This is a genomic window from Mucilaginibacter sp. SMC90 (genome assembly GCF_022811725.1).
Lineage (GTDB): Bacteria > Bacteroidota > Bacteroidia > Sphingobacteriales > Sphingobacteriaceae > Mucilaginibacter.
Genome location: NZ_CP094527.1, coordinates 2,072,466 through 2,087,690 on the forward strand (window position 1 = coordinate 2,072,466; position 15,225 = coordinate 2,087,690).

General features: G+C 42.3%; 10 protein-coding genes and 1 riboswitch. All 10 genes read left to right on the top strand.

The annotated features are described in order from the left end of the window. Positions 1-300: 300 nt before the first annotated feature. The 10 genes from MTO98_RS08880 to MTO98_RS08925 all read left to right on the top strand — a co-directional run bounded on the left by MTO98_RS08880 (position 301) and on the right by MTO98_RS08925 (position 15,178). On the top strand, positions 301-1,260 hold the full coding sequence (locus MTO98_RS08880; protein ID WP_243486296.1) for a family 43 glycosylhydrolase: 960 nt from the start codon (positions 301-303) through the stop codon (positions 1,258-1,260). 14 nt (positions 1,261-1,274) lie between these two features. Then, positions 1,275-3,257 (top strand): alpha-L-arabinofuranosidase C-terminal domain-containing protein, encoded by a 1,983-nt coding sequence (locus tag MTO98_RS08885; protein ID WP_243486297.1) that lies wholly within the window; start codon positions 1,275-1,277, stop codon positions 3,255-3,257. 37 nt (positions 3,258-3,294) lie between these two features. After that, positions 3,295-5,436 carry a family 43 glycosylhydrolase gene (locus MTO98_RS08890; RefSeq protein WP_243486298.1) on the top strand — a complete coding sequence of 714 codons (2,142 nt, stop codon included), beginning with the start codon at positions 3,295-3,297 and terminating at the stop codon, positions 5,434-5,436. A gap of 343 nt (positions 5,437-5,779) precedes the next feature. Next, complete coding sequence (locus tag MTO98_RS08895; RefSeq protein ID WP_243486299.1) at positions 5,780-6,595, top strand: AraC family transcriptional regulator; 816 nt, start codon at positions 5,780-5,782, stop codon at positions 6,593-6,595. Between the two features lie 72 nt (positions 6,596-6,667). Continuing rightward, positions 6,668-7,048, top strand: a complete 381-nt coding sequence (locus MTO98_RS08900; protein ID WP_243486300.1) for a nuclear transport factor 2 family protein — start codon at positions 6,668-6,670, stop codon at positions 7,046-7,048. A gap of 148 nt (positions 7,049-7,196) precedes the next feature. Continuing rightward, positions 7,197-7,973 carry an isocitrate lyase/phosphoenolpyruvate mutase family protein gene (locus MTO98_RS08905; RefSeq protein ID WP_243486301.1) on the top strand — a complete coding sequence of 259 codons (777 nt, stop codon included), beginning with the start codon at positions 7,197-7,199 and terminating at the stop codon, positions 7,971-7,973. A gap of 395 nt (positions 7,974-8,368) precedes the next feature. Continuing rightward, positions 8,369-8,481, top strand: a riboswitch (SAM riboswitch). Positions 8,482-8,590: 109 nt separating this feature from the next. After that, the gene (locus MTO98_RS08910; RefSeq protein ID WP_243486302.1) at positions 8,591-9,157 is read left to right on the top strand and encodes a TlpA disulfide reductase family protein; all 567 of its coding nucleotides are present in this window, start codon (positions 8,591-8,593) and stop codon (positions 9,155-9,157) included. 373 nt (positions 9,158-9,530) lie between these two features. Further along, positions 9,531-12,713: a SusC/RagA family TonB-linked outer membrane protein gene (locus tag MTO98_RS08915; RefSeq protein WP_243486303.1), complete on the top strand. Its 3,183-nt coding sequence runs from the start codon at positions 9,531-9,533 to the stop codon at positions 12,711-12,713. A 6-nt stretch (positions 12,714-12,719) separates the two neighbouring features. Next, entirely contained in the window at positions 12,720-14,156 is a 1,437-nt protein-coding gene (locus tag MTO98_RS08920) for a SusD/RagB family nutrient-binding outer membrane lipoprotein (protein WP_243486304.1), read from the top strand. A gap of 77 nt (positions 14,157-14,233) precedes the next feature. After that, positions 14,234-15,178, top strand: coding sequence for a bestrophin family protein (locus MTO98_RS08925; protein ID WP_243486305.1), 945 nt, complete (start codon positions 14,234-14,236; stop codon positions 15,176-15,178). The last annotated feature ends 47 nt before the right edge of the window (positions 15,179-15,225 follow it).

A 15,225-nucleotide genomic window follows, 5' to 3' on the forward strand; every position in this document is an offset into this window, starting at 1 on the left:
ATTTAGAACTCAATTTCTCAGCGGCGGCTTTTGTTCTAAGAAGCTGTTTAAAAACAAATGGAAAGTTTTTTGTAGAGACGCATCACATGCGTCTCCCGTTGGACAAGCCTATTCAAAAGTCTTCTAATTCCGTCGGAAATTGCACGCAGGAGACGCATGTGATGCGTCTCTACATCTAAAAGCAATTGTTTTTAAACAGTCTCTGAGAGAAAAACAGGGAAAATAATTGAGATAAAATCATGAAAAATTAGTTAATTGTTAAAATAACACTTAATATTGAAGTGTTTTTATTTCACCAATATGACCAAGCGCCTGTTTCTCCTTTTTATCCTTGTTTTGGCTGGCACAGTTTCGCGTGCGCAGAAGCAAATGATCCCCAATCCAATAACCGGCGGATACTTTGCCGATCCAACTATTGTAAAAGATAAGGGCCATTTTTTCATTTATGCCACAATTGATCCCTGGGGCGATAAGGAACTGGCCGTGCTGGAAACTACGGATTTTATCAAGTTTACGCGGCACCACATCAATTGGCCTACCAAACAAGCCTGTACCAGTCCAACGGCTCTTAACGAAATGGTTTGGGCGCCATCGGTAGTAAAAGGAAAAGATAATAAGTTTTACATGTATGTAGCCGTAGGGGGCGAGGTTTGGGGAGGCGTGAGCAATACACCGCTTGGTCCCTGGAAAAACTTAAAGAGTGACAATACACCTATGGTTAAATCTACCGATTACCCCAACGTGCATAATATCGATCCTGATTGCTTTATTGATACTGATGGCAGTGTATACCTGTATTGGGGATCGGGCTATAAATGGATCAACGGGCATTGCATGGCCGTAAAGCTGAAGAATGATATGGTTTCGTTTGACGGAGCACCAAAAGACATCACCACCCCGCATTTTTTTGAAGGTGCACATATGGTTAAACGCAATCAAATCTATTACCTCATGTTTTCGGAAGGTAAAGCGATTGATGCCACCTACCAGGTAGGTTACGCGAAAGGTGCGGGCCCGCTTGGCCCTTTCCAGGAAGATGAGCACAGGGTTATATTAAATACTTCTGCCGATAGCATCGTGATTGGCCCCGGTCACCACACCACCTTTGTTGAAAAAAGACAACGCTATATTTTATATCACCGCATTTTTCCGCAAAAGGAATCATTTGTGTTGAGGCAACTGTGCCTTGACAGTTTAAATTTTGACGCGGATGGTAATATCAAAAAGGTGAGCACCAAAGGAGTACAAAAGTTCAATTAACCTTATAACCTGTTATGATGAGAAAAATGCGCTACACAACGCTGGTGTTAATGTTGGCATTTACCTGGTTGGGAGCCTCTGCCCAGCAAAAAGCAAATGCGGCAAAACCAAAAAAGATCAGTCCTGATCTTTTCGGGATCTTTTTTGAAGACTTAAGTTATGCTGCTGATGGAGGGCTTTATGCCGAACTTATTCAAAACCGATCGTTTGAATATAGCCCGGCAGATAACCGCGACTGGAATTCGATGACTGCCTGGAAATATGAGACCGATGGTTTTGGTTATGGTACCATTTCGGTTGAGACTGCTGCTCCTGTTCATCCCAATAACCCGCATTATATTTTGCTTGATATTCAGGATGAAGGGCAAAAAGGGGTAGGGCTTGAAAATTCAGGGTTTGATGGTATCCCCGTTAAGGCAGGTAAAAACTATAATTTTTCGGTTTTTTTGAATGTATTGTCGAGGCAATCTTTGCCTGTAAAAGTGGCTCTTATTGACCGGAAGGGTAAAGAATTAGGCTCTTCCTCATTTACAACAGCCAATAAAGGCTGGAAAAAATATGCCGAACAGATTCACGTGAATTTTGATAATGACAGCGCCAAACTGGTATTGTTGATCAAGGCAAAAGGGAAAGTTGGCATTGATATGGTGTCTTTGTTTCCTGAGGAAACGTTTAAAAATCATCAAAATGGATTACGGGCCGATCTGGCGCAGGTTATTGCCGATATAAAGCCAAAGTTTATGCGTTTCCCTGGCGGCTGCCTTACTCACGGTGATGGTATTGCCAATATTTACCGTTGGAAAAATACCATCGGCCCGGTTGAGCAACGTGTAGAACAACGTAATATCTGGAATTATCATCAGTCGGTAGGCTTGGGATATTTTGAATATTTTCAGTTTTGTGAGGATATAGGCGCAAAGCCGGTACCTGTGCTTGCGGCAGGCGTGAGCTGTCAAAATTCGGGCGGCACCTGGAAAATAGGCGGCACCGGGCAAAAGGGCATCCCTATGGAAGAAATGAGCGCCTATGTACAGGATGTGCTTGACCTCATTGAATATGCCAACGGACCGGCCACCTCTACATGGGGTGCAAAACGTGCCGCGGCAGGACATCCTGCACCTTTCAATTTGGAATACCTTGGTATAGGTAATGAAGATAAGATCACCGGTGTATTTGAAGAACGTTTCCGGATGATCTATGATGCTGTGCACAAGGCCCATCCCGAAATTAAGATCATCGGTACTGTTGGGCCAAGCCCTAACGGGGAAGATTTTGATAAGGGATGGAAACTGGCCGATCAGCTTTCGGTTGGTATTGTTGATGAACATTATTATGAAAAATCGCAGTGGTTTTTAAAAAATACCGCGCGTTATGATTCATATAACAGGCTAAGATCAAAAGTATATATAGGCGAATATGCTTCGTGGAGCAATACCTTGTTCAATGCCCTGGCAGAAGCTGTATACATGACCAATTTAGAGCGTAATGGTGATGTTGTAAGGATGGCGTCATACGCTCCGCTTATCGCCAGGATAGGTCATACTTCATGGAACCCGAACCTGATATATTTTAATGGCACTAAGGTTTTCCCAACGGTAAACTATTATGTTCAGCAGCAGTTTTCCGCTAATTCAGGCAATGAGTATTTGCCAGGTATAATAAAGCTGAAAGGCGAGAAAGCAACAATTGACACTACGGCGGGCACATCAGTTGTAAGCGATTCTACAACCGGGGATATCATCCTGAAAATAGCTAATGCGGGCAATACCGAGCTTTCGGGAGAAGCCGATCTGTCAAAAATTGGTCAACTGCCTAAATCCGCGACGCTTACTGTAATTACAGGAAAGCCGGAAGTGAAAAACTCGCCCGACAATACGCAAGCCATTCTTCCACAATCCTCCGTAATAAAACTGCGAAAAAGGTGGGTTTTCACTGTACCTGCTCATTCGTTGACCGTAGTAAGAATTAGCAGTGCAAATGCGAAAAAGAGCAAATAATTATCCTGAACATTTGAAAAAGACAAACCAATTATACATGAAGAAAATAGTTTTACTGGGCGTTTTAGTTGGCTTATATACAGCGGCTATAGCGCAGTCGCAGCAAAAATATAGTGCCTACCTCTTTACTTATTTTACAGGTGGAAAAGGCGGAGAAGAAATTCGTTTTGCCCTTAGCAACGATGGTTATCATTTCCGCGCGTTGAATAACAACCGCCCTGTTTTAAACTCGGCTGATATCAGTATTACAGGAGGCGTACGCGATCCTCATATTATGCGTACTGCCGACGGTAAAACTTTTTACATGGTGGCAACTGATATGAACACCGAAAAATACGGCTGGGGGCCGGATTATTCGATGGTGTTGCTAAAATCAACCGACCTGGTTCACTGGACCTCAAAAACAATTGATATCACCAAACTTTATGAAAAATTTGCGGGTGTAAACAGGGTATGGGCCCCGCAAACTATTTATGATCCGCAGGCTAAAAAATATATGATCTATTGGTCGATGCGTTTTGGCGAAGAGGCTGATAAAATCTATTATGCTTATGCCAATAAGGATTTTACAGGCCTGGAAACTGAGCCTAAACAGCTTTTCTTTAAGCCAGATGGCGGCGCCTGTATCGATGGGGATATCGTTTATAAAAACAATAAATATTACCTGTTCTTTAAAACAGAAGGATCGGGAGCGGGTATAAAAATAGCTGTATCGGATAAACTAACCTCGGGATATGTATTGCGCGATAAGTATGTACAACAAACCAAGGACCCGGTAGAAGGGGCGGGTACTTTCAAATTAAACGACGGCAGCGGGTATATTTTGATGTATGATATGTATACCCAAGGTAAATACCAGTTTACCAGGACAACCGATCTTGAAAATTTTAAACTGATCGATGACGAGGTATCTATGAATTTTCACCCGCGCCATGGCACGGTAATGCCAATAACTTCAAAAGAAACGGCCGCGTTGACAGCCAAATGGGAAACACCCGAAGATGTGATACTTTCTCCCATTAACAAGCAGATAAAAACCATCAATATCGTTTTGGATACCGCAGCCGGTAAGGTTCACCTGCCTGTAAAACCGGGTACTGACTTAAAATCGTTTGATCCTCGTTTTACTTTGTTTCCTGGCGTTACTATCAGCCCTGCAAAGCCGCAGGATTTTACGAAAGGGGCGGTTAAATATTCAGTGACCATAGCAGGTAAAAGAGCGCAGGTTTTTGAGGTTACCGCTCAGGAAACCCATAACCCGGCTATAGCAGGATATTATGCTGATCCGGAGATCTTGTATGCCGAAAAAACAGGCAAATTTTACATCTATCCAACCAGCGATGGTTTTGACGGTTGGTCGGGCAAATATTTTAAGGCGTTTTTTTCGGATGATATGGTAAACTGGAAAGATGAGGGTAAGATCCTTGATTTGCCGCAGGATGTGAGCTGGGCGAAAAAGAATGCCTGGGCACCTTGCATCATCGAAAAAAAGATTGGCAACGAGTATAAATACTTCTATTATTTTGCTGCTGCGCAAAAAATAGGGGTTGCAACCGCAAATGACCCTGCTGGGCCGTTCACCGACTCGGGTAAACCTTTGGTAGCACAACTACCAGAAGGTGTTAAAGGTGGGCAACAGATCGATGCGGATGTTTTTGCAGATCCGCAAACAGGTAAAAACTATCTGTACTGGGGCAATGGTTATATGGCCGTAGCCGAATTAAACGATGATATGGTTTCGTTGAAGCCGGGCACCACTAAAATCCTAACGCCGTATGCTCATTATAACGAAGGTACCTACGTGTTTTACCGTAATGGTACCTACTACTTCATGTGGTCGGAAAATGATACCCGCAGCCCTAATTACAGTGTGCATTACGGCACTTCAAAATCTCCTTTGGGGCCAATCGAAATCCCTCAACAAAACACGGTTATTGCCAAAGATGCTGCCAAAGGTATTTATGGTACAGGTCATAATTCAGTGATCCAAATCCCGGGTACCGACGAATGGTATATCGTTTACCACCGCTTTAACTATCCTAAGGGAATTACCATGGGCGATGCTGCGGGATATAACCGTGAAGTGTGTATCGATAAAATGGAATTTGATGATAAAGGACTGATCAAACAGGTTACGCCTACGCATGAAGGTATAAAACCGGTACATGTAAAAAAGTAAACCATGATTATCGGATACCGGTAAGGTTCTTTAAACTACCACACGGATCTGCTTAGAAACTATTTGAAGATTAAATCTTTATTCATTGCCGTTGACTTTAGTCAACGGTTAAAGAAATTAACAAAACGGCTTTAGCCCCAATATCCGAGCGGTATTTTGGCTAAAGCCGTTTGTTTTACTATCATTATTCCGTTGACTAAAGTCAACGGCAGTGAACTTTATGTGTAGTCAATAAATCTATCCCGTTTTTAAACGGTTACTTAGCAGTTCGCAAGCCGGCTTTTTATTTTTTGTTCCGTTTTTTACAATTCAGGAGGCTGTGTAGTATCCTATATTTGTATTAATGGTTTTCAAAGAAATCCTTCCGGGCCCAAGGCTACAGCCTTATATCAAGTGCTTCTACCTGTACGAATCCGATTCGGACAGAAGCTACGATGATATCGTGTTTCCGAGCGGAACCATGGAAGTGATCTTTAACCTCGGTGCTGGGAACTGGAAATCAAAAAAAGGCGACGAGTTTTTTACCACTCCGCCTGTTGAACTTTGGGGGCAGATCACCAAGCCATTGGCTATACAGTCGGTAGGGAGAAATACGATGCTTGGATTTCGTTTCTACCCGCATTCGGCGGCTTATTTCTTTGACGAAAATGTATCAGAATTTAATGACGAAATTGTTGATGCCACGCACGTATTCGGCCCTAAATTGAGAACGCTTTATTTAAAATTATTAGAAACTGCCGACCTGAACACAAAGGTGGTCATGATTGAAGATTATTTATGGAGCCGCTTATCTGTTACTGAAAAAAAACATTCAAAGATCAAATTCATCGGGGATATCGTCAGCAATCTTAAAAAGAACTACAGCGACGATAATATCCTCTCCATTTCCAGTCGTTATAATATCTCCTCAAGGCATTTAAATACCCTTTTTTCTCAGTACACCGGTTTGCCGCCAAAATTGTTTTATAAGATAAACCGCTTTCAGCATAGCCTTAACCTGGTAAGCGCTAACGAAGAAAAGCTGACCAACGTAGCCTATAGCGCCGGTTATTTTGATCAGGCCCACTTTATAAAAGAATTTAAACTTTTTACAGGTTTTACACCCAACTCTTTTGCCGCGCATGCATCGCCTATAAACCAGGTATTGGCAGGCAGTTAATATCGCTTCCGTTTTATACAATTTTGGGCTATTTAAGCCATATAGTTTTGCTGTTAATAAAAATACAACAAAATGAAATCAGCAAAAACACCACAGGAAGTGCACGCAGTACTTGCGGCAGCTTTTAACACCAAAGATGTAAATGTAGTTATGAATGTATATGATGCCAACGGCATCATTTTTCCTGAACCGGGAAAAGAAGTATCAGGCAGGGCCCAGTTTGAAGAAGCTGTAAAAAGCATCTGCGCTGTTCCCGGAGTAATGGAAATTAAAACCGTTTACTGCCTGCAATCGGGCGATGTGGCCGTAGGCCGGTCGGAGTGGAGCGTAACGGATAATGGGAAAACACAAGTAGCTGCAAAGGGCATCGAGCTGATGAAACAGGAACCCGACGGCAGCTGGAAAATTATCATCGATCACGCCTTCGGAGCAGAGGCTAATCTCGTAGCCTGATTTAAATTCAGAAACAACAATGGCCGGGTTTACCCTGCCATTGTTGTTTCACCTTTCACCTTTCACCTTTCACCTCAATCTCTTCCGTTTTATACAATTTTCGAGAAAAAAGTAGCGCTACTTTTGAGGTATAAATTAAAATACGATCATGAAAAATAGATTTAAAGAATTTTTGGCCCTGCACCATAAAACCGAACTTTTTCAAATTGGCAATGTATGGAACGCGCAAAGCGCACAGGTTTATGATAAGTTAAATTTTGAAGCAATTGGCACATCAAGCGCTGCTGTTGCCGCAACATTAGGTTTTGCCGATGGCGAGGAGATGAGTTTTGACGACTACTTTTTTGTTGTCAAACACATCGCTGCAAAAGCATCCGCTATTTTATCGGTTGATCTTGAGGCTGGTTACGGTAATACGCCCGAAGAAATCTGCAACAATATCATCCGTTTGCATAGCATTGGAGTGGCGGGTATTAACATCGAAGATTCAATTGTAATTGAAGGCAACAGGAGTATCGCTGATGCAAATGAGTTTGCCGCAAAGCTTAAGCAGCTTACCGATCTACTGGCTAAAGCAGGAGTAGAAGTATTTATAAATGTACGTTCAGATTCATTTTTACTTGGTTTGCCCAATGCGCTTGAAGATGCCCTGAACCGCACTAAACTTTACCAGGGATCCGGCGTGCATGGTTTGTTTTTTCCCTGCATAACTCAAATAGCAGATATTGAAAAGATAACAGCCTTGTCTACCCTTCCTGTGAGTGTAATGTGTATGCCTGATCTTCCTGATTTTAAAAAATTACAGGATGCCGGGGTAAAGCGAATAAGTTCAGGCAACTTTTTAAATACTAACATCTATAATGTATTGGAAAATACAGTTGAAAAAATAGTTGCCGAAAACAGTTTTGCGAGTGTGTTTCATTAAGCCGCCGCGTCTCAACTACAGGTTGTAAAAAATTGAAAACCATACAACCCTGTTTTAAGTTACTTTAAGGTAGTTAATCTACAAATAAGTTTAGGTTAAAGGTCCCTGCGGCGAGCGTCAGGGACTTTTATTTTTTTACAGGAATAGTTTCAAAAGGTTTAGAGATAATCTAACCAGCGTATAATTAATTGCATTGACAATAAACCGATGCCGGTACACTTATTTGATTTTCCTGCGGCCTAAGCTATGTTTTCTAACTTAATAAAATCCTGACCTTAACATAACACTGCAAAACTTGCCAGCCTTAATTCATTTTATTGCAATAATTATATAATGTCTATGGTTTTAGTAGAAATTATATATATTTGCATTGTCAAAACGGTTCTTTGAATATTTTATTATCAAGAAAGACTGAGGGAAAGGCCCTGTGATGTCTTAGCAACCTGTAAGCCCATTGTTATAAAGGTGCTAATTCCTGTCTGCCCAAATAGGGTGGAAAAGATAATGTAATAAATTATTGTCCTGTATATACAGGGCTGTATCTGCTTCTTTTCTCCCTTCTATTCTTGCTGTTTAAAATATCGAAATATTACTGAGTTGATTTAACGTATATAGCAATGAAAATTAAACATTTACTTATTACCTGCTCGCTTTCAATAACAACATTGCTTGCTGCTGCACAAACAAAAACTACTGCAGACCCTAATGCAGATCGGGGTTATATTGTAAAGACGGGTGACGTGGCCCCCACCGATTTTGAGCTTGTACTAACCGATGGTACCAAAACATCACTGAAGCAATTACGTGGTAAAGTGGTTGTCCTGCAATTCACCGCAAGCTGGTGCAGCGTATGCCGGGAGGAAATGCCGCATCTGGAAAAAGAGATCTGGCAGGCTTATAAAGATAAAGGACTGGTTTTAATAGGAGTTGACCGCGATGAGCCGCTTGAAAAAGTAAAGGGCTTCCACCAGGTTATGCATATCAGTTACCCATTGGCCCTTGATCCCGGTGCTGATATATTCGGTCGCTTTGCCAATAAAAAAAGCGGTGTCACGCGTAATGTGGTTATCGACCGCGATGGCAAAATTGTTTACCTGACCCGTTTATACGATAAGCAGGAATTTGCCTCAATGCTAAAAGCTGTGGATGCTTTGGTAAACAATAAAACAGCATCTGTTAACTAAAAAATGCTGATGGTACGCCTGCTTGCCATCAATAAAAAGAGAATCTATCTGCACTTATTTAATATCGTTTTTATGAAAACAAAAACTACCCCCTTACACAAAAATGATTTCGCTTCGGTAAGCCTGTCAACCTGTAAATCCATCTATCCTGATATGCAAAGCATGCGTTGTTGCTGTTAATCTTTTACAGCTTGCATGATGTGTTTAAATGCGGACTTGCTGCAGCTTGCCGTAGTTAAACAGCTAACATCCCCTAATCAATTCTTTACAGTTACAATTGGTTTATGAGCCGGGCAAATTTTGCCTGCTAAGGCTATCGCCATGTTTCAGTATCTGTATCGGCATCAAAAATTAATTACAAACATTAATTATCATGTTAAAACTTTACAAGTTATTGCTGGCAGTTGTATTGCCATTTATCCTCACCCAAACGGTTGCTGCGCAATCTGTTAAAATAAGCGGAGTGGTAACCGCTAAATCTGACGGGCTGCCGCTGCCGGGCGTTAGCGTATCTGTTAAAGGTAAAACCACAGGTGCCCAAACCAATGTTGATGGTAAGTTTACCATCAGTGCCAATGTAAATGATGTGCTTAGGATAAGTTACATTGGCTTTACAACCCAGGAAGTGCCGGTTACTCAAAATTCATCAACGTTAAATATTGTGTTGGTTGAAGCCGCTAATTCATTAAATGAAGTAGTTATAACGGCGCTCAATATCTCAAAGGACAAAAAATCATTGGGTTATTCAGTACAGGGATTAAAATCAAAGGATATTTCTGAAGCCAAGGAAACCAATTTTGTAAACGCGCTTGCCGGTAAAGTTGCCGGTGTACAGGTTACAAACAGCCAGGGTGATATGGGCTCCTCACGCATCATCATCCGTGGCGAAACTTCTATAAATAAAGATAATCAGCCCTTGTTTGTGGTTGACGGGGTTATTGTTGACAATACTCAATTTTTAGGGACTAATGGCTCAAGAGATTTTGCCAATGCACTTTCTGATCTTAATTCGGAAGATATAGAGTCGGTAAGTGTATTGAAAGGGCCAAATGCGGCAGCCCTATACGGTTCACGCGCTGCAGCCGGTGTTGTGCTTATCCGTACCAAAACCGGTAAGGGGGCAAAAGGGCTTGGGATAACCATAAACTCAAACACCAGTTTTGCAAGTGTGCAGGTATTGCCCGATTATCAGAACCAGTATGGTCAGGGTTCGAACGGGAAGTTTAGCTATGTTGATGGTAAAGGCGGCGGCGTAAATGATGGCGTTGATGAAAGCTGGGGACCGGCGCTGGATGGTGCATTAATACCTCAGTTTAACTCTAATGGCAAGGCTGTTCCATTTGTAGCGCACCCCAATAATGTAAGAGACTTTTTTAATACAGGTGTTACGTTGAATAACGGTATCGCGTTTGCCGGCAGTAATGAAAAAAGCGATTTCAGGGTATCATATAATAACCTGCACCAAACAGGCATCGTTCCAAATACATCGCAGGGACGTAACTCATTCGCTTTAAATTCAAGCTACCGTTTCAACTCTAAATTAACGGTAAATACCACGGTTAATTATATTAAGGATGATGCCGACAACCTGCCTGGTGCATACGGAAAACGTGCAACCAGTACCATGCTTCAGTTTACGTGGTTTGGCCGCCAGGTTGATATCAGTCAGTTAAAAAATTATAAAGATGCCAATGGCAACACCTTTAACTGGAACAACAGCTATTACAGCAACCCTTATTGGCTGGCTTATGAAAACACGGTTGGCCAGCACAAAAATCACCTCATCGGAAGCGTTGAGTTGAATTATAAGATCGTTGATGGCTTATCTGCAAATTTCCGCTCAGGTACTGATTTTTATAACGATCGCCGTAAGATCAAAGTAGCGTACGGTACCAACGGAACTCCGTTTGGCTCGTATGAGGAAGATGCGTATAATGTAAATGAAAATAACACCGAAGGCAGGTTGCAATACAATAAAAAGCTGAACAATGATTTCTCGCTCGATGCATTTGTTGGTGGTAACATCTCTGTAAAAACAATCGAACAAAATGATCAGTTAGCGCCTAAGCTTGCAATTCCGGGGCTGTATAACATGAGTAATTCGCGCGATCCGCTGGTTTCAACAAATAATTATTATAAACTTAAAACTAACAGTGTATTTGGCTCGGCACAGGTTGGATTCAGGAACTACGCCTTCGTTAACGTAACTGCACGTAACGACTGGTCGTCATCATTGCCAATCGAAAACATGTCATACTTTTATCCATCAGTAAACGGAAGTTTAATATTATCTGAAGCGTTGGGTATTAAAAGCGATGTGCTTACCTATGCTAAATTAAGAGGTGGCTGGTCAAAAGTAGGTAAGGCCACTGATCCTTATTCGTTAAGAAACATATTTGCTTTAGGTGTCCTTTTAGGTTCCAATCCGCAGCAAAGTTTGCCGGCTATTGATGCCAATAACAAATTGAAGCCGGAAAGCACAACTTCGGCAGAAGCCGGTTTTGAACTTGGTTTTTTCCAGGATAGGCTTCATCTTGATGTAAGTGCATACAATACCAATAGCGTTAACCAGATAATTCCGGTGCAGGTTAGCTCGGCAACCGGTTTTAGCCAAAAAATTATCAATGGGGGGCGTATTAACAATAAAGGTATTGAGGTGCAATTGGGCATAACACCAATTAAATCAAAAGATTTTACCTGGGATATTACTACCAATTATTCGTTGAACCGCAGTAAGGTAGTTTCGCTTGATGCCGAAGGCCGTTTGCAGTCCCTTCCTATCGGGTCCGACCGGACAGTACAGGTAATGGCAGCAGTTGGCCAGCCTTACGGGGCACTTTATGGAACTGCTTATCAGCGTAATGCTACCGGACAGATCATTATTGACGCCAGCGGCATACCGGTACTTGATGCAACTAAACGTTACCTGGGTAAATTTACACCAAACTGGATGGGGAGCATCAATAATAGCTTTAGCTACAAGGGCATAAACCTGAGCTTTTTGGTCGACGCACGTTTTGGCGGATCTATTTACTCAAACACCAACCGCACCGGAACATACACCGGGGTATTGGCCTCAACTTTACCGGGCCGCGGTGCTGCTAACGGAGGCTTAAGCTATTACTATCCTGATAATAAAACATCGAACCCTGCTGTCCAGGTAACCGGCGCAGCCCCTGCGGGTGCAACTGTGTATAACGACGGTATGATATTCAAAGGCGTTAAGGCCGATGGATCGGCAAATAACACAATTATACCGGCACAATCATACTATAAAGGCTTTACCAATATTGATGAGGCTTTTGTGTATGACGCTACCTACATCAAACTTCGCGAGGTGAAACTGGGGTATTCCTTACCGGCTAAATGGGTAAATAAAATAGGTTTCCAGGGTGCTACATTTTCTGTAGTTGGCCGTAACCTTTGGATCATCCACAAAAATGCTCCGAATATTGATCCGGAAACGGCCTTTAACGCAGGTAATGGCCAGGGATTGGAAGATCTTACCCTGCCAACTGTACGCAACATTGGTTTTAACGTAAACCTTAAATTTTAAAACATCATGAAACTTAAATATATAACCATATTATCCGGCGCGGTTTTATTATCCATAACATCGTGCAAAAAGGAACTTGCCAAAACAAATATAAATCCTAACGGATCGGAGGTTGCACAGCCCGATTACCTTCTTACAGCAGCTACCAAAGCCACCTCTGATACTTATTGGGGGGTAGCCAATAACATGGATGCCAGTTTGCTTTTTGCGCAGTACTGGTCTAAAATTCAATATACTGATCCCGACCGTTACATTTTTACCAGCAGTTCTTTTGAAGAACTTTGGTCTACAGGTTATTCAAAAGGCATCGTGAATTTCAATGAGCTTATTAAACTTGCCGATGCCCAGGCCAATCCAAATTATAAAGGTGTTGCTTTGATACTTCGCTCGTGGACGTTTAGCTTACTTGCTGATTCGTATGGTAATGTACCCTACAAACAAGCAGGCAATATTGACCAGTATCTTACTCCAGCTTATGACAATCAAAAAGACGTTTATTTTGCTTTACTCGATGATTTAAAAGCGGCCCAGGCAGCACTTGATGCTTCGGGTAAAACCATTGCCGGCGACTTGATATATAGTGGCAGCATTACGTCATGGAAAAAGTTTGCCAACTCCTTAAGGCTTCGCATAGCCCTACGCATTGCAGATAGGGAACCGGCCAAAGCTAAACAAGTGCTGGCAGATATTCAGGCCGAGGGTGGCTCATACATCAGCTCAAATGCCGAAACTGCCCAGTTCACTTACTTGGATTCACCTAATCAAAACCCTGTAAGTAACCTGTTTGATACCCGGGATGATTATCGCATCAGCAAAACCATAGTTGATAAGCTGTTTGCGCTCAATGACCCCCGCTTAACGGTATACGCTGCTCAAACGCAGGATGCAACGCCTCAAAAGTATATTGGCCTGCCAAATGGTTTGTTAGTAGGCGATGCCAGCAATTATGGTTTTACCAAAACCTCAAAACCGGGTACTTATTTCAGGGCACCACATGCCCCGGCAGTAATTTTGAGTTATGCCGAAAGCTTGTTTGACAGGGCCGAGGCCGCTGCACGTGGTTTTAGCACCGAGGATGCGGCTTCGCTGTACCAGCAGGGTGTTACAGCAGCATTGGCTCAATATAGCGTTGCTTCAACAGATATTGCGACTTATATAGCGCAGCCGGCTGTTAAATACGATGCTTCTAATTACAAAAAATCAATTGGCGAGCAAAAATGGTTAGCCCTTTTTGGGCAGGGGCTTGAGGGCTGGACTGAATGGCGCAGGCTTGATTACCCGCAGTTACAGCCGGCAGTTGCTGGTACCCTGAATGGTAAAATACCGGTAAGATTTATTTACCCTGGCACGGAGCAAACTTTAAACAAAACCAATTATCAGTCGGCTGTTGCTGCACAAGGGGCTGATGCGCTCACAACTAAACTTTGGTTTGATGTAAATTAAACTTGTGTTCTGAAAATATCAGCGCATTGAAATAAAGTTATTAAACGGGTTTCCCTGAACGGGAAATCCGTTTTTTTATGAAAAATAAAACTGAAATTTGCAGCATGATTATCAGGAAGAAAGAGCATTGGTTCAGGATGCTGTTTATCTGGCATGGCTCTGTACTGCCGCGTTTACTGCCGCGCCTGGGTTTGTTGCTGGTATTATCGGTAATTATAGTATACCTGCATGGCTCTCTGTTTTCGTTCAAGGTGCCATTAAACCCTGCGCCGTTTACCTTGTTTGGCTTGGCGCTCGCCTTGTTTTTAGGCTTTAGGAATAACGCCAGTTATGATCGGTTTTGGGAAGGCCGAAAACTATGGGGCGCCTTGTTAAATGATACGCGTTCGCTTGCGCGGCAGGCTCTCTCTACCACTGGTTATCAAACAGGTAACCAGGAGCCACAAGATTTTATTCAATTGCTTATAGCTTTAACATACAGTCTTAAACATCAGCTTCGAGGTACAGATGCCAGGGCCGATCTGGAACAGCGGCTGCCGGCAGAATTGGCTGCACGCATAAACGGAGCTAAATATAAACCCATCATGCTCCTGAGTGAACTGGGTAACTGGGTATTTAATATTAAAAGGCAAGGGAAAATTGATTCTATCGTGCAGGTTGCATTTGAAGAAAATTTCAATAAAATATCAGACATTGTAGGCGGTTGCGAACGCATCGCGTCCACACCAATTCCGTATAGCTACCGGGTATTGCTTCACCGCACTGTTTACCTGTATTGCTTTATGCTGCCTTTTGGTTTGGTTGATAGCCTGGGTTGGCTTACGCCACTTATTGTGGTTTTTATAGCTTATACATTTGTGGCGTTTGAAGCAATTGCTGATGAAATTGAAGAACCTTTTGGCACAGAAGACAATGATTTGGCTTTAAATGCTATGTGCCTCATGATAGAAACCACATTACTTGAAATAGCAGGGAAGCCTTTACCCAACGTTAAAGAGGTTGAACGAAGGATCATAGATTAAGAGGTTAAACCTCAATATAAAAAGAAATAACACAAAATTCCGGGGAT

Bases quoted from the DNA above. Each gene is read 5' to 3' on its own strand.
- MTO98_RS08880 (WP_243486296.1), top strand. From the start codon at position 301: ATGACCAAGCGCCTGTTTCTCCTTTTTATCCTTGTTTTGGCTGGCACA.
- MTO98_RS08885 (WP_243486297.1), top strand. From the start codon at position 1,275: ATGATGAGAAAAATGCGCTACACAACGCTGGTGTTAATGTTGGCATTT.
- MTO98_RS08890 (WP_243486298.1), top strand. From the start codon at position 3,295: ATGAAGAAAATAGTTTTACTGGGCGTTTTAGTTGGCTTATATACAGCG.
- MTO98_RS08895 (WP_243486299.1), top strand. From the start codon at position 5,780: ATGGTTTTCAAAGAAATCCTTCCGGGCCCAAGGCTACAGCCTTATATC.
- MTO98_RS08900 (WP_243486300.1), top strand. From the start codon at position 6,668: ATGAAATCAGCAAAAACACCACAGGAAGTGCACGCAGTACTTGCGGCA.
- MTO98_RS08905 (WP_243486301.1), top strand. From the start codon at position 7,197: ATGAAAAATAGATTTAAAGAATTTTTGGCCCTGCACCATAAAACCGAA.
- MTO98_RS08910 (WP_243486302.1), top strand. From the start codon at position 8,591: ATGAAAATTAAACATTTACTTATTACCTGCTCGCTTTCAATAACAACA.
- MTO98_RS08915 (WP_243486303.1), top strand. From the start codon at position 9,531: ATGTTAAAACTTTACAAGTTATTGCTGGCAGTTGTATTGCCATTTATC.
- MTO98_RS08920 (WP_243486304.1), top strand. From the start codon at position 12,720: ATGAAACTTAAATATATAACCATATTATCCGGCGCGGTTTTATTATCC.
- MTO98_RS08925 (WP_243486305.1), top strand. From the start codon at position 14,234: ATGAAAAATAAAACTGAAATTTGCAGCATGATTATCAGGAAGAAAGAG.